This is a genomic window from Microbacterium sp. NPDC056569, from assembly GCF_042793475.1.
GTDB lineage: Bacteria > Actinomycetota > Actinomycetes > Actinomycetales > Microbacteriaceae > Microbacterium.
This window is the reverse complement of record NZ_JBHTUV010000001.1, coordinates 475,455-496,142: the sequence shown is the minus strand read 5'-3', so window position 1 is coordinate 496,142 and position 20,688 is coordinate 475,455. Positions and strand designations below refer to the sequence as shown.

The following is a 20,688-nucleotide window of genomic DNA, read 5'->3' as shown; positions in this document are numbered from 1 at the left end:
GAGCGGGGGACCTCCCAGGGGGTACCTCCGTGCTTCTCTTCATCACCAAGCGAACACTCTTCGCCATCTCGCAAATGTTCGCCATCACGGCGATCGCATTCGCGCTCCTCTACCTCTCCTCCGACGGCATCGCCCGCTCGATCCTCGGCGACCAGGCCACCGAAGAGGCTGTCGCAGCGAAGTCCGCCGAACTCGGCCTCGACCGACCCTTGCTCGTCCGATACTTCGAATGGCTTGGCAGCACCCTTCAGGGCGACCTGGGCTCGTCCTGGTTCACGCCGCAGTCCGTCTCAGATGCGCTGCTGAGCCGCCTGCCCGTCACGCTCTCGCTGCTTATCGCGACGACGATCGTCGCCGGCGTCCTCGCTTTCGGCCTCGGTGTCGCCGCCGCTGTCTATCGCGGGTGGCTCGACCGCTTCGTCCAGGTCCTCTCGGTCGTCGGCTACGCGATCCCCGGATTCCTCGTGGCACTCTTCCTGGTCCTGCTGTTCTCGATCACGCTGGGCTGGCTTCCCGCAACCGGCTACGTCCCGATCTCCGAGGATCCATTGGGGTGGCTGAGGACGATGATCATGCCGATCATCGCCCTCTCGATCAGCATGATCGCTGCGACTGCCCAGCAAGTGCGCGGTGCGATGATCGACGTGCTCCGTCAGGACTACATCCGCACTCTCCGCAGCCGCGGCACGAGCGAGAGCGAGATCGTGCTCAAGCACGCGCTCCGCAACGCATCGGGAACCGGTCTCACCGTGCTCGGCCTGCAGTTCGTCGGCCTCCTCGGCGGCGCCATCATCGTGGAGCAGATCTTCGCGCTCCCCGGCCTCGGCACGGTCGCCATCCAGTACACGACTCGCGGCGACATTCCTGTCGTCATGGGTCTGCTCCTTGTCACCTCGCTCATCGTCGCCGTCGCCAACCTGCTGGTCGACCTCGTCGTGGGCGTCCTCAACCCGAAGGCGCGAGTCGCATGAACGCCGACACCGTGACCATCGCGATGGAGCGTCGTCGCACGAAGAGCTCAGCGCTCACGCGATTCGTTTCGAACCCCCTCGCTCTCGGGGCCGCGATCGTCCTGCTTCTGATCGTCCTGGCGGTACTGCTCGCTCCGCTGCTCACCGCAGCCGGCCCGAACCAGGCCGCCCTCCGCGACGCGATGCTTCCCCCGGGTACGCCCGGTCACCCGCTCGGCACCGACGCCGCCGGGCGCGACATCTGGGCGCGGCTCCTCTACGGCGGCCGGGTCAGCCTCCTCGGTGCGCTGCTGGCCGTCGTCGTCGCCGCGTTGATCGGCATCGCGTCCGGACTTCTCGCCGGATACTACGGCGGCTGGTTCGACTCGACGGCCGTGTGGACGACGAACCTCGTCCAGTCCATGCCGGGCATCGTCGTCCTGCTCGCGGCGCGCGCCGTCCTCGGACCGTCGATCTGGATCGCGATGCTGATCTTCGGCGTCATCCTCGCGCCCGGGTTCTTCCGAGTCGTGCGCACGGCGGTCATCAACGTGCGCAACGAACTCTACGTGGATGCCGCACGCGTGGCCGGCCTGCGGGATACGTCGATCATCGGACGCCACGTGCTCACGGTCGTGCGAGCTCCGATCATCCTGCAGGTTTCTCTGCTGCTGGGTATCGCCCTCGCCATCCAGTCCGGTCTCGAGTTCCTCGGCGTCGGAGACAACACGATCCCGTCGTGGGGCAACATGCTCAACGAGGGCTTCCGCAACATCTATCGCGCTCCGATCACGATTCTGTGGCCCGCGCTCGCCATCGGCCTGACCTGCGCGACCCTGGTCATCGTCGGCAACGGCCTGCGAGACGCCCTCGAGGAACGCGAAATCCGGAGCGCTTCCAAGCGCCGCCGCCTACGTGCCATCGCCGAAGCAGAGCCGGTGATCGACACAGCCCCCGATGCGGGTGAGCGGCTGGTCGTCCTTGCGAGCGATGAGGCCGAGACGCCTGAGGCGCCCGATATCGAGACGGCACCTGCCTCTGACGCGCTCCTTCAGGTGCGAGACATCCATGTTGGCTATGGGCACGGCCCGGGTGCGATCGAGGTCGTCCACGGCGTCACCCTTGAGGTTCGCGCCGGCGAGGTGCTGGGGCTGGTCGGCGAGTCCGGGTCAGGAAAGAGCCAGACGGCGTTCGCCCTGCTCGGGCTGCTGCCGACCGGCGGGCACGTCACCAAAGGCAGCATCCTCTTCGACGGCGAGGAGCTCACGTCGAAGAAGCCGAGTGCGATCCGGTCGCTACGCGGAACCGGGATGGCCTACATCCCGCAGGAGCCGATGAGCAATCTCGATCCCTCGTTCAGGATCGGCACGCAGCTGATCGGGCCGATGGTGCGCAATCTCGGCATCGACCGTAAGAGAGCCCACACGCGGGCTATCGAGCTGCTCGACCGGGTCGGCATCCGCGATCCCAAGCGAACGATGGGTTCGTACCCGCACGAGATCTCGGGCGGCATGGCTCAGCGCGTGCTCATCGCCGGGGCGGTCTCGTGCAACCCGCGCCTGCTGATCGCCGACGAGCCCACGACGGCTCTCGACGTCACGGTGCAAGCCGAAGTGCTGCGCCTGCTGCGCGAGCTGCAGTCAGAGTCGAACATGGCGCTGATCATGGTCACGCACAACTTCGGCGTCGTCGCCGACATCTGCGACCGCGTGGCCGTCATGAGTAACGGCAACATCGTGGAGACCAACCGGATCGAGCCGCTGTTCGCGAGCCCGCAGCATCCCTACACGCAGATGCTGCTCGGATCGACCCTCGAGGGTGGCCCGTCGCGCATCGAGCTCGACGCGCAGGAAGGACTCGTGCGATGAGTGGTCAGATTCTGGATGTCGCCGACCTGGGTGTCGAGTTCGGCCACGGTCGCTCGAAGTTCCGGGCGCTCCACGATGTGACGTTCGACGTCGCGCCGGGGGAGACCGTTGGGCTGGTCGGCGAGTCGGGCTCAGGAAAGACGACGATCGGACGCACGATCCTCGGTCTCGTCAAGCCGTCTGACGGCAAGATCACCTTCAAGGGTGCGGACATCACCCACGCCGGACGATCGGAGCGTCGGGCGCTGAGTCGCGACATCCAGGTCGTCTTCCAGGACCCCTACACCTCGCTCAACCCGTCGCTGACGATCGAGGCGATCCTCGCCGAGCCGCTGCGGGCGCAAGGAGTGGACCGGAAGGAGGCATCGCGACGGGTCAGAGAACTCCTCGATCGCGTCCAGCTTCCTTCCGACGCCGCCAATCGCCTTCCGCGGGAGTTCTCCGGCGGTCAGCGTCAGCGCGTCGCCATCGCGCGGGCGCTGGCTCTTCGTCCGAGTCTCATCGTGTGCGACGAGCCGGTGTCGGCGCTCGACCTGTCGACGCAGCAGCGCGTCCTCGACCTGTTCATCGAAATCCAGCGAGAGACCGGATGCGCCTACCTGTTCGTATCGCATGACCTGTCCGTCATACGCCACATCAGTCACCGCGTGATCGTCCTCAACAAGGGAAGCATCGTCGAGTCGGGTGATGTCGAGAAGGTCACGAGCGATCCGGACGACGCCTACACCCGCCGGCTCATGATGTCCGCCCCGATCCCCGATCCGTCGGCTCAGCGTGAACGGCGTGCCGTGCTGGAGCAGATGAAGGTCACCGAGCATGCGGCAAAGTGAGCCCGTGACTGCACGCACAACCAGAAGGAGTCCCCGCGGAGAGACGCGGCGGGCCGAGATCATCGACGCCGCGATGGAAGAGATCGCTGCGCACGGTTACCACGGGATGTCGCTCGCCGCGGTCGCCGATCGCGTGGGCATCTCTCAGTCAGGGCTGCTTCACCACTTCGCCTCGAAGGAGATCCTCCTCGATGCGGTCGTGCAGAAGCGGTTCGCCGAGGATTCCGAACTCGTCGACCGACTCGGGCTGGGAACGGCCTCGCCACTGGCGGGCTACGACTCCCTGATCCACAGGAACATCGACCACCAGGTGTGGATGCAGTTCCTGATGGTCATCCAGGCCGAGGGGCTGACCGATGAGAACCCGGCGTTCGACCTCATCCGCAATCGATATCAGGCAGTGCGCGAGCGCATCGTGACCCGAATCGACTCCCACGTGGGCGACGAGTTCGATCTGCCTTCGCACCTCGACAGGCGCGACATCGCCACACTTCTGCTCGCCGCGATGGACGGTCTCCAGCTGCAGTGGCTTTACGACCCGACGATCGACATGCGCCGCACGTTCCGCATGCTTATCTCACTCATCGAGTCGAGTCCCGATCCCGACTCGTACCCCGCCTGAGCAACGAATCCACGCACCCCGGTAGCACGATCTCACTGCGTGCTGATCATCAGAAAGCCCCACGCATGAAGCCCACCTACTCCACACACACCGACGGCACGCAGTACCGCGATCTCAACGGCAACGGGCGGCTCGACCCATACGAAGACCCTCGCCTTCCCGTGGCCGCGCGTGTCGCCGACCTGATCGCTCGACTCTCGCTCGAGGAGAAGGCCGGACTCATGGTGCACAGCATCGTGAGCGTCACCGTCGATGGAGATCTCGATGGCGAGCCGATGATGCCCGGCCGCCCTGGGACCCCGCAGGAGTACGTGACCGAGCGACACATCACCCACCTGAACGTCCACCGCATCCCCGACCCGCGCGCGATGGCGCGGTGGTCGAACAACGTGCAAGCGGTTGCCGAGAGCACTCCCCACGGCATCCCGGTCACGATCTCGACCGACCCCCGCCACTCCTTTCACGAGAATTGGGGGGCGTCGTTCAGCGCGGAGCACCTCTCGGCGTGGCCCGAGCCGATCGGCCTAGGCGCGCTCGCGGACGAGAAAATCGTGCGGGAGTTCGCGGACATCGCCCGTCAGGAGTATGTCGCGCTCGGCATCCGTTCGGCGCTGCACCCGACCCTCGACGTGGCGACGGAGCCGCGCTGGCCTCGCCAGTACAGCACCTTCGGCCAGAGTGCGCAGAGAGTGTCGCGGCTGGGCGTCGCGTACGTGGAGGGGTTCCAGGGGCCCGATGGCGTCGGCGCGACGAGCGTCGCATGCATGGGGAAACACTTCCCTGGTGGCGGCCCGCAGCGGGACGGCGAAGACCCGCACTTCCCGTACGGCAAGGAGCAGGTCTATCCGGGTGGGCAATTCGAGTACCACCTCGAGCCTTTCCGCGACGCGGTCGCGAAGGGTGTCTCGGCGATCATGCCCTCGTACGGCGTGCCAATCGGACTCGAGCGGAACGGCGAGGCTATCGAGGAGGTCGGATTCGGCTTCAACCGACAGATGCTCACCGCGCTGCTGCGCGAAGAGCTCGGCTACGACGGAGTGATCTGCGCGGACTGGGGACTCATCACCGAGTCGCGCATCGGCGACATGCAGCTCCCAGCGCGCGCGTGGGGAGCGGAGCACCTTGATGAGCTCAGCCGGGTCGAGAAAGCGCTGCGTGCCGGCTGCGACCAGCTCGGCGGCGAGGAACGGCCCGACTGGATCGTCGACCTGGTGCGCGCGGGGCGGATCTCGGAGGAGCTCGTCGACGCCTCGGTGCGGCGCCTGCTCACCGTGAAATTCCAACTCGGCATCTTCGACAATCCGTACGTTGACGAGGCAGCCGCGGCCGCGCTCGTGGGGAACAGCGAGTTCCGCGCCGCCGGCTTCCGCGCACAGGTCGCCTCGATCACCCCCATCACCGACCGCGCCAACACTCCGCTCATCCCCATCCCGAATGGTGCGAAGGTGTACTCCCCGACGATCTCCGCCGACCAGCTCGCCGCGGCAGGCCTTGCCCCGGTGGCCGGGCCCGAGGAAGCCGACGTGGTTGTCGTGCGGCTCAACGCGCCGTTCGATCCTCGCGACCGATACCTGCTCGAGTCGGCGTTCCACGCAGGTTCGCTCGAGTTCGCCCCCGAGACGATCGATGACGTACGCGCCCTCGCATCCCACGCCGCGGTGGTTGCGGTGGTCCACCTCGAGCGGCCCGCGATCCTCGCACCGCTCGTCGACGCCGCCGATGCCGTCCTCGCCGCGTACGGCTCGTCGGACGCTGCTGTTCTCGAAGCTCTGACCCGCACCGACGCCGCCCAGGGCCGACTTCCCTTCGACATCCCCCGCTCGACCGATGCGGTGATTTCAGGCCGCTCGGACGTGGCAGGCAGCACCGACGATCCGCTGTTCCACGCGGGCGTGGGACGTCCCGCGCGTGCGATGAAGATCCGTTGAAAGGAACCCCGATGGAGCAGATGCCGGTGGATGCCGACACTCCCGAGCTGGCCCAGCTGTACCGCGACTTCGACGCGAACAGCATGGCTCCGCTGTGGACTCAGCGCGACGACCTCATGCCGATGACGCCTTCGCCTCGCGCCGTCCCGCACGTCTGGCGCTGGAAGACTCTTTTTGACATCGCGGAGCGCTCGGGCGAACTCGTACCGGTCGGTCGCGGCGGAGAGCGTCGGGCTATCGGTCTCATGAACCCGGGGCTTCCCGGCACCGCGTACGCCACCCCCACGCTCTGGTGCGCCATCCAGTACCTCGGCGGCTACGAGACCGCCCCCGAGCACCGCCACAGCCAGAACGCCTTCCGCTTCGTCGTCGAGGGGGAGGGGGTGTGGACGGTCGTCAATGGCGACCCCGTTCGGATGAGCCGAGGTGACCTGCTCCTTACACCGGGATGGAACTTCCACGGCCACCACAACGACACCCCCAACCCGATGGCGTGGATCGATGGCCTCGACATCCCGTTCTCGCAGTACACAGACGTCGGGTTCTTCGAGTTCGGCTCGGAGCGCGTGACGGATGAGGCCTCCCCCGAGTTCTCGCGCGCGGAGCGGCTCTGGGCTCATCCGGGGCTGCGTCCGCTGTCCTCCCTGGAGAACCGCGTGAGCTCGCCGCTGTCGGCGTACCGGTGGGAGTACACCGACCGGGCCGTGGCGGAGCAGCTCGCGCTCGAGGACGAGGGCTACCCGGCGACCGTTGAGCAGGGTCACGCCGCGATCCGCTACACGAACCCGACCACGGGCGGCGATGTGATGCCGACCATCCGGTGCGAGTTCCACCGGCTGCGCGCAGGCGCCGAGACCCCCGCGCGCCACGAGGTGGGCTCGTCGGTCTGGCAGGTCTTCGAAGGCCGTGGCTCCGTGGTGCTCGGCGACGTCGAGCACCGTCTCGAGAAGGGCGATCTCTTCGTCGTCCCCAGCTGGGTGTCGTGGTCGCTGCGCGCCGAGACCGAGTTCGACCTCTTCCGATTCAACGACGGCCCGGTCATCGACCGGCTGGGCTTCACCCGCACCTACGTACCGAGCAGAGACGACCGCTGATGAGACTCGCAACCCTCCGACACCAGGACGGCACCCGCGCCGTCCGCATCGACGGCGCCGCGGCGGTGGAGATCGCCGGTTTCGCCGATGTCGGACAGCTGCTGCGTCACCCGTCGTGGGCGGCTCTCGCGACCGCGGCGGATGGTGCGCGATTCGACACCCCCGCCGCCGACTCGACGGACTGGGCGCCTGTCGTCCCTTCGCCCAGCAAGATCGTCTGCGTCGGATTGAACTACCGCACCCACATCCTCGAGATGGGTCGGGAGCTGCCCGAACATCCGACCCTGTTCGCGAAGTACCCCGAAGCGCTGATCGGCGCCAACGACCCGATCGTGCTGCCGCCCCATGCGGCTGACATGGTTGATTGGGAGGCCGAGCTGGCCGTCGTGATCGGGTCGACCGCCCGCAACGTCGACGAGCAGGCGGCCGAAGAGGCGATCGCAGGCTTCTCGGTGCTCAACGACGTGACGATGCGCGACTACCAGTACCGCACCTTGCAGTGGCTCCAGGGGAAGACATTCGAGGGCACGTCGCCGTTCGGGCCCGTGCTCGTGACACCGGACGAGTTCGAGCTCGGTGCGGCCATCCGCTGCGTCGTGGACGACGAGACCGTGCAGGATGCTTCCACCGACGACCTCGTCTTCTCTCCGGCAGCGCTCATCTCATACGTTTCCCACATCGTGACGCTGAACCCCGGTGACGTCATCGCGACCGGCACGCCCGGTGGGGTGGGCCACGCGCGCAAGCCGGCGAGGTATCTCGTGCCCGGGGCGACGCTCGCCACCGCGGTCGAGGGCATCGGCGAGCTGCGGAACCCCGTCACGTCTGCGCACTGACATGCCCGCCCGCACCGACAACGTCCGAGACCCGGCACGGGCCGAGGAGCTGCTCCTGGCTCGCCGGGGCCAGGCGTTCTGGGCACGCGCCCTGAACGACCTGCGCGACGCGGAGATCGACGCCCCGTCGCGGCTCCCGGGCTGGACCCGGCGTCACCTCATCGCGCACGTCGGCTTGAACGCCCGAGGCCTCGCCCGACTCGTCGAGTCGGCCCGCACCGGCGAGAAGCTGCCGATGTACGCCTCGCCGGCGCAGCGTGACGACGAGATCGCCTTCGCAGCGACTCTTCCCGTGGAGGCGCTGCGCAATCTCGCAGCTCACGCGGCCGTGCACCTGAACGTAGAATGGCGCGACCTGCCGGCGGCTCGATGGAGCGCGCCGGTACTCCTTCTCGACGGCACGCAGGTGCCGGTCTCCCACACGGTGCGAATGCGCGCCCGAGAGGTCTGGCATCACGCCATCGACCTCGACTCGGGCGCCTCACCCGCCGACATGCCCGAGGCGCTCGCCTCACTCATCGGGACCGATCACGGCCGCGCGTCCGCGAACCCGTGGTGCCCCGACCTGACCGATGGATTCACGGAGAGCACACCATGAGCCTCAGCGCAGGCACGACTGCACTCGGCGGAAGTGTGGCCGCTGGCTACCAGTCCGTCCGGGATCTGCTCGAGCGTGAGAGCCACGCAGACCCCGAATATTCCTTCCAGCTGGCGGTCTACCGAGGTGGCGAACTCGTCGTCGATCTCCACGGGGGCGAGGGCATCGCCGCCGACTCGCTCATGGTGCCCTTCTCGGTGTCGAAGAACGCCATCGGCTTCAGCATTGCCGTCCTGGTCGACCGGGGTCTGCTCGACCTCGATGCGCGGGTCGCGGACTACTGGCCAGAGTTCGGCTCGCACGGCAAGCAGGACGTGCGGGTCAGTGAGCTGCTCTCACACCAGGTGGGGCTGCCCGAGGCGATCCCGACGCTGTCGGATGAGGAAGTCGCCGTGGCGGCCGTGGGCGCGGCGCGGTTGGTCGATCAGTTGCCCTGGTGGCGTCCCGGAGCGGCGTTCGGATATCACGGCGTCACCATTGGGGTCTTGGCCTCCGAGCTCGTGCGACGCATCACGGGGCGCACCCTCCAGGAGTTCTTCGACGCTGAGATCCGCGCCCCTCGATCGCTCGACTTCTACCTCGGGATCGGCCCGGAGCTCGAGAGCAGGGTCGTCGAGCTGCAGCCTGTGCTTCCGCAGGCCGGCGCAGCCGAGCCGATCCCCTTCTCTCGCACGCCTGGACAGATCGGTCGCGCGGTCTTCGCCAACGTGACCATCCCGCGCCCGCCGGACGAGCAGGCCGCGCATCTGAAGTGGCAGAGGTCGGTGGGCGCACCGGCCGTGTATGCCACCGTCTCCGCCCTGGGTATCGCAGGGCTGTTCGCCGAGGCGGTCGCCGGCGTCACCGGCGAGCCGTTTGTCAGCCCCCAGACCATCGCCCGGATGGCGCAGACCCAGGTCGTCGGCATCGATCAGGTGATCGGCATCGGCCGGTCGTACGGGATCGTGTTCCAAAAGCCCACGCCCAACCTGGCGTTCGGAGGATTCCGCGCGTTCGGTCACGACGGTGCCGGTGGAGCACTGGGATTCCATGATCCGGCCACCGGGATCAGTCTCGGCTACACCGTGCGCCGCACCCCACCGCCCGGTGGAGCGGACGCGCGCGCTCTCGCGGTCGCCGCGCTCGTCCAGCGGATCGAGCTGAGCCGGGCATGACGGCCGACGCCCCGACCCCGCGACCTCGGACCATCGTCACCGCCGACCCCGAGCTCGACGACCTCAACTCGATGATCCGCCTGCTGCTCTACAGCAACGAGATCGAGATCGCAGGACTTGTGTACGCCAGCAGCAGATACCACTGGCGCGGGGATGGCCGCGGAACGACCTTCTTCCTGCCGGATCGCGAGTACAGCACTCCGCAGACATCGTGGCGCTGGGTCGAGGGCGAGCGCTTCATCGACGATGTCATCGACGCATACGCCGTCGACTACCGCAACCTCGTCGTCCACGACCCGCGTTACCCGAAACCGACAGCGCTTCGGGAGCTGGTTCGCGAAGGGAATGTCGAGTTCGAGGGCGACGCGTCGGCCGAAACGCCCGGCTCCAATCTGATCGCAGAGACCCTACTCGACGAGCGTGACGACCCGCTTCACATCCAGCTGTGGGCGGGACCGAGCACGCTCGCACGCGCCCTCATGTCGATCGAGGAGTGCTTCGCCTCCGGTCCGTCGTGGGACGAGATCCACCGACGAGTGTCGGAGAAGGCGATCGTCACCAAGTTCGCGTCACAGGACGCAACCTACGACGACTACATCCGCATGAGGTGGCCCGACATCCGCGTGACCGACGTGGCATCGTTCGCCTGGGGGTACGGTGCCAGACGGGTTGTCCGCGACATCGACGCGCACCTCCTGAGTGCCGACTGGATCGCTCGCAACGTCCTCGAAACGGGGGCTCTCGGCGCGCTGTACCGCGTGTGGGGCGACGGCAGGCAGATGGTGCCGGGAGACACCACCGACTTCTTCCATCTCAGCGGGATGACGCGCGAGCAGCTCGTCTCACTCGGGTACAACGTGTGGATGGACCCGCGCCCGGCCGGCGAGTGGATCTCGGAGGGCGACACCACCAACACGCTCAACCTCGTGGTTCCGGCACTCCGCGGGCACGAGCATCCATCCTTCGGCGGCTGGGGCGGCCGTGCAGTTCTCGCCGACGACGGCGCCTCGTGGAGAGTGCGCGATGTCGACGACGATGTGGCGGGTTCTCGAGGCGAAGGATCCGTCACCCGATGGTTCGCCGATGCCCAAGCCGACTTCGCGGCACGCCTCCAGTGGACCGTGCATCCTGAATGGGGAGGGGCGAACCATCACCCGATCCTGCGGATCGTCGAAGGGGTGACCCTGTCGGCGGCTGCCGGCGAGCGGCTCGTGCTCCACGCCGACGCCACCGATCCCGACGGCGACAAGGTGGAGCTTCGATGGTGGGAGTATCGCGAAGCCGGAACCATTGCGGCCGCGGCCCTCGACGTCGACGGCGACTCGACCGCGGTCGTCGTTCCCCTCGAGGCCCAGCCGGGAGACACCATCCACATCGTCGTCGAAGCCCGCGACGACGCGCGCTTCCCGCTGGTCGCGTACCAGCGCGTCATCATCACCGTCACAGACCCGAACTGAGGAGACCGACATGTACGTCGACGCATCCACACTCAACCCCGCCGAGACCTACCGCCTGCTCGTGGGATCCGTCGTTCCCCGTCCGATCGCGTGGGTGACCAGCGGCATATCGCCCAAGCCGACGAATCTCGCACCCTTCAGCTCGTTCGCCTGGGTCAGCCAGCACCCGGCGATGCTCGGATTCACCGTGAACCTTCGAGCGACAGGTCTCAAAGACACCGCGCGCAACATCCAGGAGGACGGCGAATACGTCGTCAACATCGCGAACGAGCCGATGCTCACGTCGCTTCACGCGAGCTCGGAATGGGTGGCGGCCGATCAGTCCGAGGTCGAGATGCTGGGAATGGATGTCGAGCCCTCGACGATCGTCCGCGTGCCGCGGCTGAAGGCCGCACCGATCAGTATGGAATGCGTCTACGACCGCACCATCCGCTTCAGCGAGACCGGCGGCGAGTTCATCGTCGGTCGTGTCGCCGCGTGGCACATCGACGACGCTGTGATGTCGGATGGCCGGATCGACACGGAGTTGCTTCGGCCGCTCGGCCGACTGGCCGGACCGCGGTACACCACCCTGGGACGTGTCACGGAGCTTCCGCCGGTTCCTGGCGGCTGAGATGGACGGAGGGCCCGTTTCCGAGGGCAGAGTCGCGGACAGTGTCTCGCTTATGCCATGCCTTCCATTGGGCATCACACGGACGGCTGCGGTCTCGCGACATCGGCGGTGCCCACGGCGTGCCCACAGTCGAACAGGATCGAGCGCGAATCGGCACGAGCAGTGGACGAGTCGGGTAGGTCTGGAACCGCGGAATTCCGCACGTTTCGACTGAGACGGGGCGAGAGGGATCGAACCTCATCGGGTTCAAATCCCACCGTCACTGCCATGAAAATCCCTGGTGAACATGGGTTTTCTGACCACGGTTTGCCCACACGTGACGGACGTTTCAGGCGTTGACGGGGCCGCCCGCCAGCACCGCGGCCTGTCGCGCTCGAGCGGAGGTCCGCCCTTCGGCGCGAAGCGATCGATCCCGCTGGTCGCACCGAGCGTCGCCATGTCGATTTCGTGGGCGTCCAGAAGGTGCGCGACGAGCCTGTCAGCGCGCGAGCGCGCGGGATGCAGACGACACTTCCCCTGCCGAACTCGGGTTGACCAGAGTTTGCGATGCGGTCATCGGGATCGCCGGCACCCCATCGATCTCGTCGTGGCGGTGAGATATAGTTCGATTGGACTATACGAAGTGGAGTCATCACGATGGACCATATGGCGCGGATGACTCCGCTTTCAATCGTCGTGCTCGCACTGCTGAGCGAGGGCGACATGCACCCGTACGAGATGATCCGGCTGATGCGCTTCCGGCGGGACGATCGCCTCGTCGCGATCACGAACGGCACGGTCTACCACACGGTCGGCCGGCTCGAACGGGCGGGCCTGATCGCCGAGGTCGGCGTTGACCGCGACGGCAATCGTCCCGAGCGCACGACCTACACGCAGACGGATGCCGGGGCTACCGCGGTGCTCGAATGGGTGCGGCGCGAGCTGCCGCGCGTGGACCGGCCGGCCGAGTTCCGGGTCGCGCTCGCCGAAATGCACGGGCTGGATCGTGACGAGGCGATCGAGCTGCTCCGCACCCGTCGGGCCGCTCTCGCCGCGGCGCTCGGGTCGCTCGAGGACGGCCACCGCCACGCCCTGGAGAAGGGGGTGCCGGAGCAGTACCTCATAGAGATCGACCGCGAGCTCGCTCTCCTGCATGCGGAGCTCACGTGGATGGACACGATGCTCCCGCGCATCGAGGATCCCGACTTCGCCTGGGGTCCCGCCCCGACGCCCTCGGAACGCTATCTCGCCCAGAGGAAGGCGGCACGACAGTGACCACCCCCGAAACGCCGGAGTCCCGCCAGACGGCGGGTGCGGCATCCGCCACCGCCCGGGTCGCCGGCCCGATCACCGGTGCCTACGCCGTCGGGCACAAGCCCCGCAGCCCCTGGCCCGCCCTCTGGGCGCTGGTCATCGGCTTCTTCATGATCCTCGTCGACACGACGATCGTCTCGGTGGCGAACCCCGCCATCAAGGCCGCGCTCGACCCCGACACCAACAACCTCGACAACGTCGTGTGGGTCACCTCGGCCTACCTGCTCGCGTACGCCGTGCCGCTGCTGATCACCGGGCGACTCGGCGACCGCTTCGGGCCGAAGTACATGTACCTCGGCGGTCTCGCGATCTTCACGCTCGCGTCGCTCGGCTGCGGCCTGTCGCCGACGCTCGGCGCGCTGATCGCGTTCCGCGCGGTGCAGGGCCTGGGCGCCGCGCTCATGACGCCGCAGACCATGGCGATCATCACGCGCACCTTCCCGCCGAACCAGCGCGGTGCCGCGATGGGACTGTGGGGCGCGACCTCGGGCGTCGCGATGCTCGTCGGCCCGCTCGCGGGCGGCCTGCTCGTCGACGGCCTGGGCTGGGAGTGGATCTTCTTCGTCAACATCCCGGTCGGCATCGTGGGCTTCGTGCTCGCGTGGATCCTGGTGCCCAAGCTCGAGACGCACCCCCACAAGTTCGATCTCGTCGGCGTGTTCCTGAGCGCTGTCGGGCTGTTCCTCATCGTCTTCGGGCTGCAGGAGGGCGAGACGTACGACTGGGGGGTCATCTGGGGGCCGATCACGGTGTGGGGCCTGATCATCGCCGGTGTCATCGTCATGGGGCTCTTCATCTGGCAGCAGGCGAAGACCCGGAGCGAGCCGCTCGTGCCGCTCGAGCTGTTCCGCGACCGCAACTTCTCGGTGGCGAACATCGGCATCGCGACGGTCGGCTTCACCGTCACGAGCATGTCGCTGCCGCTGATGTTCTTCCTGCAGCTCGCTCGCGGACTGACGCCGACCGAGTCGGCGCTGCTGCTCATCCCGATGGCGGTCGCAGCCGGCGTGCTGTCGCCGCTGGCGGGCCGGTGGCTCGACCGCACCGACCCGCGCGTGCTGCTCGTGCCGGGGCTGCTCCTGGTCGCCGGCTCGCTGGTGCTCTACGCGGTGCTGATGAACCTCGACACCCCGATCTGGGTGTTCCTCATCCCGTCGTTCATCATGGGTGTCGGCAACGCCGGCATGTGGGGCCCGCTCGCGACCACCGCGACCCGCAACCTCGCCCCGCGACAGGCCGGAGCAGGCGCGGGCATCTACAACACGACGCGCACGATCGGCTCGGTGCTGGGCTCGGCCGCGATCGCCGTGTTCATGCAGAGCCGCATCGAGGCGAACATCCCCGGTGCCGCCGAAGGCGCGGGCGGCAGCTTCGGCTCGGGCGCACTGCCCGACGTCGTCGCCGAGCCCTTCGCGACGGCCATGGCGCAGTCGGTGCTGCTGTCAGCTGCGGTCATGCTGATCGGCGTCGTCGCGGTGCTGTTCCTGCGCCGCCCCAAGGCGAACGCCACGGCCGAGTGGCAGGCGGCCCACGCCACCGACGTCGTCGACTGACCGCGCGACCCGCGTTCGCGCCGTGCGGAAATCCACACCTTTCGCGATTCCTGTGGCCGGGGAGCGCGAAAGGGCGGATTTCCGCACACCGTCAGTCCGGGTCTGACGGGTCGATCGGGGCGTGGTGGTCGAAGGCGGCCGTACCGCGCTTCCAGTAGCCCGAGAGGGCTACCTGCTCGGGCGCCAGCGCGAGCGTGCGGCGCAGGTGGCGGCGGAGGGGGATGAGGACGGATGCCTCGCCCGCGGCGAAGACGAAGGTCGCGGCATCCACTCCCGCGGCGTCGAGCGCCGCCACGACGGTGTCGGGGTCGCCCGCGCTGTCGAGGTGGTGCACCGTGACGTCGGTGCGGCCGGAGGTCTGCGTCACGTAGTCCGCGACCCATGCGCCGTCGTCGGCACTGAGGGCGATGAGCTCGATGGCCGTGCTCGCGGGGACCTCGGCCGCCCAGCGGGTGGCGGAGGGGAGCGCTGTCTCGTCCGCGACGAGCACGAGTCGTGCGGCGCCCTGCGGGGCCGCCTTCGAGCCGCGCGGACCGACGATCACGAGCTCGTCGCCGATGCGCGCTTCGCTCGCCCAGCGGGAAGCAGGACCGGGGGACGGGTGGAGGTAGAAGTCCAGGTCGAGGGCGACCTCGCCTCCCACCGTCGTCACGCGGAGCGGCGTGAAGTCGCGGGCGTGGGTGGGTGCATCCGGTCGTACGATCCCGTCTTCGCCTGGCCCGACGGCGGTCGGTGCGACCAGCTCGCCGGTCTCAGGATCGGGAAAGAACACCCGCACGTGGTCGGCCGGGCCGCCGCTGGAGAAGTCGGCGAAGTCGGGGCCGGTGACGCGGACGCGCAGCAGCACCGGTGCGACCTGCTCGACCGAGACGACCCGCGCCCGGCGGGCTGTGAAACGGTTGCGGCCGCCCGCGCGGTAGAAGGGCGAGCCGGGGTCGGCGCCGGGTCGCACGGCCCGTGAGCCCCGCCCGGGCGCCGTGGTTGCAGCATCCGTCATGTCTGTACTCCTCACGTGAACGAGCACGAGCCCGCCCATTCCACCCAACCACGCCGCGTCTTGGCAGGCCCTGGAAAGCGTGCACGATCCGGCAACCTAAACGTGCGTCCCCGACCCTGGCTACGCCTCAGCGCCCGGGATACGTTCGCTTGCACTGGAGCCGAGTGGCCCAGCCGGTGACCGCGTCATCGCCGACACGGCAGACCGGCACGCAGCACACGAACGTGAGGAAGACCGTTGTTCATCGTCGATTCGCAGATCCACCTCTGGAAGGAAGAGACGCCGGACCGTCCCTGGGTCCCGGGCGCTCGCGAGCGCATCCGTCTCAACGGCCACCGCGAGGAGGCATTCCTCGCCGAGGAGGCCGTCTCGCTCATGGATGAGGCCGGCGTCAACCGCGCCCTCATCCTGCCGCCGTCATGGGAGGGCGATCGCATCGACTACGCCCTCGAGGCCGCCGAGCAGTACGACGGCCGCTTCGGCATCATGGCCCGCATCCCGCAGAACGACCCCGAAGAGGGGGAGCGGCTGCTGCACGAGTTCAAGGACAACCCCTACATCCTCGGCACGCGCCTGACCTTCCACCGCCCGCAGGACCGCAACTGGATGATCGACGGCACCAACGACTGGTACTGGCCGATCGCCGAGAAGCTCGGCATCCCGACCATGGTCCACGCGCCGATCTGGAAGCGCGAGCTGGGCCAGATCGCGGAGAAGCACCCCAACCTGAAGATCATCATCGACCACATGGGCATCATGGCCCGCTGCGTCGACGACGCCATCGGCTACTGGGTGCAGGAGACCGCCGACCTGCACGTCTACCCGAACATCTCGGTCAAGGTGTCGGCCCTTCCCGGCTACTCGACGCAGCCCTTCCCGAACTACAACATCGAGAAGTACGTGCGCGAGGTCGTCGACAAGATGGGCCCGGAGCGCGCCCACTTCGGCACCGACATCACCCGCCTGCTCGGCCACGGCCTCACCTGGACCGACACGATCGAGCAGTTCACGAAGTACTACACGTTCTCGCCCGAGGAGCTCGACTGGATCATGGGCAAGGGCATCTGCACAGTGCTCGATTGGGACATCCCCGAGACGGCGGGCGTCGGATCCGGCGCGAAGGCGGAGACTGTCTGACGTGACTGCGAAGAAGTATGACGGCGGCGAGCTGCTCATCGAGGCTTTCGACGATCTGGGCGTCGATGTCATCTTCTCCTCGCCGGGCTCGGAATGGGCCCCCGCCTGGGAGGCGCTCGCCCGCCGCCAGGCGGAGGGCGTTCCGACCCCCAGGTACCTCGACCTGATGCACGAGACCGTGGCCGTGGGCATGGCCACCGGCTACGGTCTCGTCACCCGGCGCGTCCAGGCGGTGCTGCTGCACGCGACCCCGGGACTGCTGCAGGGGTCCATGGCCGTGCACGGCGCACTGCTCGCCGGCGTCGGGATGGTGGTCACCTCTTCGGAGTCCACCACCTATGGCGACGGGCCGGGGCAGGACCCGGGCGGCCAGTGGTACCGCAACCTCTCGATCGTCGGCGGTACTCACCCCGTCGCCGAACCCTGGACCAAGTGGTCGCAGCAAGCGCCATCCGTGTCGACCCTGTACGAACTGGTCAAGCGCTCCGGCGAGCTCGCCGGGCGTCAGCCGACCGGCCCGGTGTACCTGAACCTCCCGCTGGAGGTCCTTCTCGAGCCGGCCGAGGAGCCGGTGCGCAAGAAGGTCGTCGAACGCGGGCGTCGCATCTCGGCGCCGGAAGACGTCGACGCCGTCGCCGACCTCCTGGCGTCGGCGAAGCGGCCCGTCATCATCACCGAGACGGCGGGGCGCGAGCCCGGAGGCTTCGAGGCGCTGAAGGCGCTCGCCGAGGATCTCGGGATCGGTGTCATCGAGCCGACCTCGGCGGTGTGCGCCAACCTGCCGAAGTCGTCGCCGGTGCACCTGGGCGGCGAGCTCGAGCCGCACATCGACGAGGCCGACCTGATCCTCCTCGTCAATTGCCGGGCGCCCTACTACCCGCCGAGCCGCAAGCCGCTGAAGGCCACCACCGTCGTCATCGACGAGGTGCCGCAGCGCCCGCACATCGTGTACCAGGTGCTCAACGCAGACCACTACCTCGAGGGCGCGCTTCCCGAGACGCTGGGTCAGCTGCGTGAGGCGACGCTCGCGCGGGGCGGCGACTTCGCAGCGCGAGCCGCGTCGTTCCGCGAGGCTCACGATGCCTGGGCGGCACAGACCGCGGCCACTGAGGCGAAGGCGCTCACCGCGGAGGGGATCGACCCGGTCGCGCTCGCCGTGAAGCTGCGTGAGGTCGTCGCCGCCGAGCAGGCCACGGTGGTCGACGAGACCATCACCCACGGCCGCGTCGTGCAGCGCCACATCGGCTGGGAACGCCCCGACTCGTTCTTCTACGTCCAGGGCGGGCTCGGCCAGGGGATCGCGGTCGCGCTCGGTGTGAAGCTCGCCGTCGAGGACGGCTTCGTGCTCTTCACCGTCGGTGACGGAGCGTACCTGTACAACCCCATCGTGCAGTCGCTCCTCGCCTCCAAGGACTTCGGCCTGCCGGTGCTGATCGTGATCTTCAACAACAAGAAGTACCTGTCGATGAAGATGAACCACCTGCGGTTCTACCCGCAGGGCGCCGCTGTGCAGACGAACAACCACCTGGGTGTGGACCTGTCCAGCCAGCCCGAACTGAGCGCGTTCGCCGCCCCGTTCGACATGTTCGCCGCCGAGGTCGACGACCCCGCCGGACTGAACCGCATCCTCGCCGAGGCAGTCGCCGCGGTGAAGAGCGGAACGACCGCCGTCCTCAACGTCGCGGTCACCCGATGAGCCCGGAGCGGGTCGGCAGTCAGCGGCCGGCCCGCTGCGCACCACCCACCTGAAAGGCAGCACCATGCCCGTCACCGTTCCCGCGGACGCCCTCGAGGGATTCATCCGCGACATCTTCGAGGCCGCCGGCGTGAGCGCCGAGGACGCCGCCGCGGCCGCACCGTCGTTCGTGTGGGCGAGCCTGCGCGGCGTCGACTCCCACGGCATCTCGCGCGTTCCCCGCTACGTCGAGATGTTCGGCTCGGGCGTCGCGAACCCGCGACCTGCCATCGTCATCGACGACTCCGCTCCCGGCGTCGCCGTGGTCGACGCCGACTTCGCACCCGGCCCGGTGGCCCTCACGCAGGCCGCCGACCTCGCGATCGAGAAGGCGCGCACCCAGGGGGTCGCCATCGTCTCGGTGCGCAACACCGTGCACACCGGCGCGATCGGCTACTACGTCAGCCGGATCGCCGACGCGGGCCTCGTCGGCATCGGCATCGCGGCCGGCTCGCCGATGATGTCGTACGAGGGCGCCGTCGGCGCCTCGGTGGCGACCAGTCCGCTGGCGATCGCGGTGCCCGGCACCGGCGACAAGCCCACCGTGCTCCTCGACATGGCGAGCTCGCTCATCGCGCTCGGCAAGATCGCGCAGTACAAGCGCGAGGGCAGGGCGCTCCCCGAGGGGTCGGCGACGACCGCCGACGGCACACCGACGACCGACCCGGAGCTCGCGAAGATCCCGACGCCGCTCGGCGGCCCGAAGGGCTCTGGACTCTCGCTCATGTTCGAGCTGCTCACCTCGGTGCTGGTCACGGCGCCGATCCTGACGAAGTACCACGCCGGCGAGAAGAAGCACCGTCAGAACGCGACGCTCATCGTGCTCGACCCGGCCGCGTTCGGCTCCGCCGAGGACTTCGCCGCGAACGTCGACGCCACCATCGACACCATCCACGACCTGCCGAAGGCCGAGGGTGTCGAGCAGATCCTCGTGCCCGGGGAGCGCAGCGCCGGAACCCTCCAGAAGCGGTCGGCAGCCGGCATCCCGGTCGGCGACAAGCTGTGGGCAGAGCTCGTCGAGACGGCGGCCGGCCTCGGCGTCGCTGTTCCCGAGGCGGCCTGAGCCATGGCGCGCCGGTGGGTGCTGCCGGAGTACGGCGGGATCGACGCCCTCGAGCTCGAGGAGTTCGCGCCGCGCACGCCCGAGGCCGGTGAGGTCGCCATCCGCGTGACGGCCGCCGGACTCAACCCCTCAGATCACAAGGGCCTGTCGGGTGGCTGGAACGCCGACCCGTCGCTGCTGCCGCTGGGCGTCGGGCAGGAAGCCGCCGGCGTCGTCACCGCGGTCGCGCCCCGTACCGAGATCGCGACCGGACCGGTGGCCGTGGGCGACCGGGTCGTCGCGTTCAAGATCGCCGGGGCCCTCGCGAGCGAGGTGGTGGTCGCAGCATCCGAGGTGTTCGCCCTGCCCGACGAGGTCGACGACGTGACCGCCGCCGGCCTCCTCCACGTCGGCGTGGTCGCGGCCGAGCTGCTGGCCCTCTCGGGTGCGGAGCGCGGCGAGACGCTCGTCGTGCACGGGGCATCCGGGTCTGTCGGGGTGCTGGTGACGCAGCTCGCGCTGCGGGACGGCATCCGGGTCGTCGGCACGGGCTCCGAGGCGAGCCTGGCGAAGATCACGTCGTTCGGGGCGCAGGCGACGACCTACGGCGAGGGACTCGCCGACCGCGTGCGCGCACTCGCTCCGAGCGGGATCGACGCGGCGATCGATGCCGCCGGCACCGACGAGGCGCTCACCGTCTCGCTCGAGCTCGTCGCCGACCCCTCCCGCATCGCGACGCTCGCCCCCGGGCCGAAGGCGCGCGAGACCGGCGTCGGGATCTGCGCGGGCGCAGCGCCGGCGAGCATCGCGTTCCGCATGCCCGCGCGACGTCGCATCCTCGATCTCGCAGCGTCCGGCGAACTCGTCCTGCCCATCGCGCGGACGTTCCCGCTCGACGAGGCGCCCGACGCGCTGCGGCTCGTCGCGACGGGCCACCCCGGCGGCAAGGTCGTGCTGACGACGTAGGCGCCGCCTACGTTC

At 68.5% G+C, this 20,688-nt stretch carries 18 protein-coding genes; 17 read left to right on the top strand and 1 reads right to left on the bottom strand.

The window, feature by feature from the left end; all coding sequences use genetic code 11:
- The first annotated feature begins 29 nt into the window (after positions 1–29).
- From ACFQ7C_RS02015 to ACFQ7C_RS01955, 13 genes are all read left to right on the top strand, one after another.
- Positions 30–971 carry an ABC transporter permease gene (locus ACFQ7C_RS02015; RefSeq protein WP_378897225.1) on the top strand — a complete coding sequence of 314 codons (942 nt, stop codon included), beginning with the start codon at positions 30–32 and terminating at the stop codon, positions 969–971.
- Entirely contained in the window at positions 968–2,818 is a 1,851-nt protein-coding gene (locus ACFQ7C_RS02010; protein ID WP_378897223.1) for a dipeptide/oligopeptide/nickel ABC transporter permease/ATP-binding protein, read from the top strand. Before ACFQ7C_RS02015 ends, ACFQ7C_RS02010 begins: the two co-directional genes overlap by 4 nt.
- Positions 2,815–3,648 (top strand): ATP-binding cassette domain-containing protein, encoded by an 834-nt coding sequence (locus ACFQ7C_RS02005; RefSeq protein WP_378897220.1) that lies wholly within the window; start codon positions 2,815–2,817, stop codon positions 3,646–3,648. Before ACFQ7C_RS02010 ends, ACFQ7C_RS02005 begins: the two co-directional genes overlap by 4 nt.
- A 4-nt stretch (positions 3,649–3,652) precedes the next feature.
- Positions 3,653–4,270 (top strand): TetR/AcrR family transcriptional regulator, encoded by a 618-nt coding sequence (locus tag ACFQ7C_RS02000; RefSeq protein WP_378897218.1) that lies wholly within the window; start codon positions 3,653–3,655, stop codon positions 4,268–4,270.
- A 65-nt stretch (positions 4,271–4,335) separates the two neighbouring features.
- Positions 4,336–6,198 (top strand): glycoside hydrolase family 3 protein, encoded by a 1,863-nt coding sequence (locus tag ACFQ7C_RS01995; RefSeq protein WP_378897216.1) that lies wholly within the window; start codon positions 4,336–4,338, stop codon positions 6,196–6,198.
- An 11-nt stretch (positions 6,199–6,209) separates the two neighbouring features.
- The gene (locus ACFQ7C_RS01990; RefSeq protein WP_378897213.1) at positions 6,210–7,292 is read left to right on the top strand and encodes a cupin domain-containing protein; all 1,083 of its coding nucleotides are present in this window, start codon (positions 6,210–6,212) and stop codon (positions 7,290–7,292) included.
- Positions 7,292–8,128, top strand: coding sequence for a fumarylacetoacetate hydrolase family protein (locus tag ACFQ7C_RS01985; RefSeq protein ID WP_378897210.1), 837 nt, complete (start codon positions 7,292–7,294; stop codon positions 8,126–8,128). Before ACFQ7C_RS01990 ends, ACFQ7C_RS01985 begins: the two co-directional genes overlap by 1 nt.
- A gap of 1 nt (position 8,129) precedes the next feature.
- On the top strand, positions 8,130–8,726 hold the full coding sequence (locus ACFQ7C_RS01980) for a maleylpyruvate isomerase N-terminal domain-containing protein (RefSeq protein ID WP_378897207.1): 597 nt from the start codon (positions 8,130–8,132) through the stop codon (positions 8,724–8,726).
- Complete coding sequence (locus ACFQ7C_RS01975; RefSeq protein WP_378897204.1) at positions 8,723–9,880, top strand: serine hydrolase domain-containing protein; 1,158 nt, start codon at positions 8,723–8,725, stop codon at positions 9,878–9,880. The genes ACFQ7C_RS01980 and ACFQ7C_RS01975 overlap by 4 nt, the downstream gene beginning before the upstream one ends.
- The gene (locus tag ACFQ7C_RS01970) at positions 9,877–11,337 is read left to right on the top strand and encodes a nucleoside hydrolase-like domain-containing protein (RefSeq protein ID WP_378897202.1); all 1,461 of its coding nucleotides are present in this window, start codon (positions 9,877–9,879) and stop codon (positions 11,335–11,337) included. Before ACFQ7C_RS01975 ends, ACFQ7C_RS01970 begins: the two co-directional genes overlap by 4 nt.
- Positions 11,338–11,347: 10 nt before the next feature.
- Positions 11,348–11,950, top strand: coding sequence for a flavin reductase family protein (locus ACFQ7C_RS01965; RefSeq protein ID WP_378897201.1), 603 nt, complete (start codon positions 11,348–11,350; stop codon positions 11,948–11,950).
- A gap of 654 nt (positions 11,951–12,604) precedes the next feature.
- A complete protein-coding gene (locus tag ACFQ7C_RS01960) occupies positions 12,605–13,204 on the top strand; it encodes a PadR family transcriptional regulator (RefSeq protein WP_378897196.1) in 600 nt (199 codons plus the stop codon).
- Positions 13,205–13,275: 71 nt separating this feature from the next.
- Entirely contained in the window at positions 13,276–14,796 is a 1,521-nt protein-coding gene (locus ACFQ7C_RS01955; RefSeq protein ID WP_378897393.1) for a DHA2 family efflux MFS transporter permease subunit, read from the top strand.
- A gap of 91 nt (positions 14,797–14,887) precedes the next feature.
- Here the strand turns inward: ACFQ7C_RS01955 and ACFQ7C_RS01950 are convergent, their stop codons facing one another.
- Positions 14,888–15,793: a siderophore-interacting protein gene (locus tag ACFQ7C_RS01950; protein WP_378897194.1), complete on the bottom strand. Its 906-nt coding sequence runs from the start codon at positions 15,791–15,793 to the stop codon at positions 14,888–14,890.
- Positions 15,794–16,030: 237 nt separating this feature from the next.
- On the opposite strand from ACFQ7C_RS01950, the gene ACFQ7C_RS01945 reads away from it, so the two are divergent.
- The 4 genes from ACFQ7C_RS01945 to ACFQ7C_RS01930 all read left to right on the top strand — a co-directional run bounded on the left by ACFQ7C_RS01945 (position 16,031) and on the right by ACFQ7C_RS01930 (position 20,673).
- Positions 16,031–16,930 carry an amidohydrolase family protein gene (locus tag ACFQ7C_RS01945; RefSeq protein WP_378897192.1) on the top strand — a complete coding sequence of 300 codons (900 nt, stop codon included), beginning with the start codon at positions 16,031–16,033 and terminating at the stop codon, positions 16,928–16,930.
- 1 nt (position 16,931) lies between these two features.
- Positions 16,932–18,626, top strand: coding sequence for a thiamine pyrophosphate-binding protein (locus tag ACFQ7C_RS01940; RefSeq protein ID WP_378897189.1), 1,695 nt, complete (start codon positions 16,932–16,934; stop codon positions 18,624–18,626).
- Positions 18,627–18,690: 64 nt separating this feature from the next.
- Positions 18,691–19,728 carry an Ldh family oxidoreductase gene (locus tag ACFQ7C_RS01935; protein WP_378897187.1) on the top strand — a complete coding sequence of 346 codons (1,038 nt, stop codon included), beginning with the start codon at positions 18,691–18,693 and terminating at the stop codon, positions 19,726–19,728.
- A 3-nt stretch (positions 19,729–19,731) separates the two neighbouring features.
- Complete coding sequence (locus tag ACFQ7C_RS01930; protein ID WP_378897184.1) at positions 19,732–20,673, top strand: NADP-dependent oxidoreductase; 942 nt, start codon at positions 19,732–19,734, stop codon at positions 20,671–20,673.
- Positions 20,674–20,688: the final 15 nt, after the last annotated feature.

Bases quoted from the DNA above. Each gene is read 5' to 3' on its own strand.
- ACFQ7C_RS01995 (WP_378897216.1), top strand. From the start codon at position 4,336: ATGAAGCCCACCTACTCCACACACACCGACGGCACGCAGTACCGCGAT.
- ACFQ7C_RS01985 (WP_378897210.1), top strand. From the start codon at position 7,292: ATGAGACTCGCAACCCTCCGACACCAGGACGGCACCCGCGCCGTCCGC.
- ACFQ7C_RS01930 (WP_378897184.1), top strand. From the start codon at position 19,732: ATGGCGCGCCGGTGGGTGCTGCCGGAGTACGGCGGGATCGACGCCCTC.
- ACFQ7C_RS01965 (WP_378897201.1), top strand. From the start codon at position 11,348: ATGTACGTCGACGCATCCACACTCAACCCCGCCGAGACCTACCGCCTG.
- ACFQ7C_RS01935 (WP_378897187.1), top strand. From the start codon at position 18,691: ATGCCCGTCACCGTTCCCGCGGACGCCCTCGAGGGATTCATCCGCGAC.
- ACFQ7C_RS01975 (WP_378897204.1), top strand. From the start codon at position 8,723: ATGAGCCTCAGCGCAGGCACGACTGCACTCGGCGGAAGTGTGGCCGCT.
- ACFQ7C_RS01990 (WP_378897213.1), top strand. From the start codon at position 6,210: ATGGAGCAGATGCCGGTGGATGCCGACACTCCCGAGCTGGCCCAGCTG.
- ACFQ7C_RS02005 (WP_378897220.1), top strand. From the start codon at position 2,815: ATGAGTGGTCAGATTCTGGATGTCGCCGACCTGGGTGTCGAGTTCGGC.
- ACFQ7C_RS02010 (WP_378897223.1), top strand. From the start codon at position 968: ATGAACGCCGACACCGTGACCATCGCGATGGAGCGTCGTCGCACGAAG.
- ACFQ7C_RS01960 (WP_378897196.1), top strand. From the start codon at position 12,605: ATGACTCCGCTTTCAATCGTCGTGCTCGCACTGCTGAGCGAGGGCGAC.
- ACFQ7C_RS01970 (WP_378897202.1), top strand. From the start codon at position 9,877: ATGACGGCCGACGCCCCGACCCCGCGACCTCGGACCATCGTCACCGCC.
- ACFQ7C_RS01980 (WP_378897207.1), top strand. From the start codon at position 8,130: ATGCCCGCCCGCACCGACAACGTCCGAGACCCGGCACGGGCCGAGGAG.
- ACFQ7C_RS01950 (WP_378897194.1), bottom strand. From the start codon at position 15,793: ATGACGGATGCTGCAACCACGGCGCCCGGGCGGGGCTCACGGGCCGTG.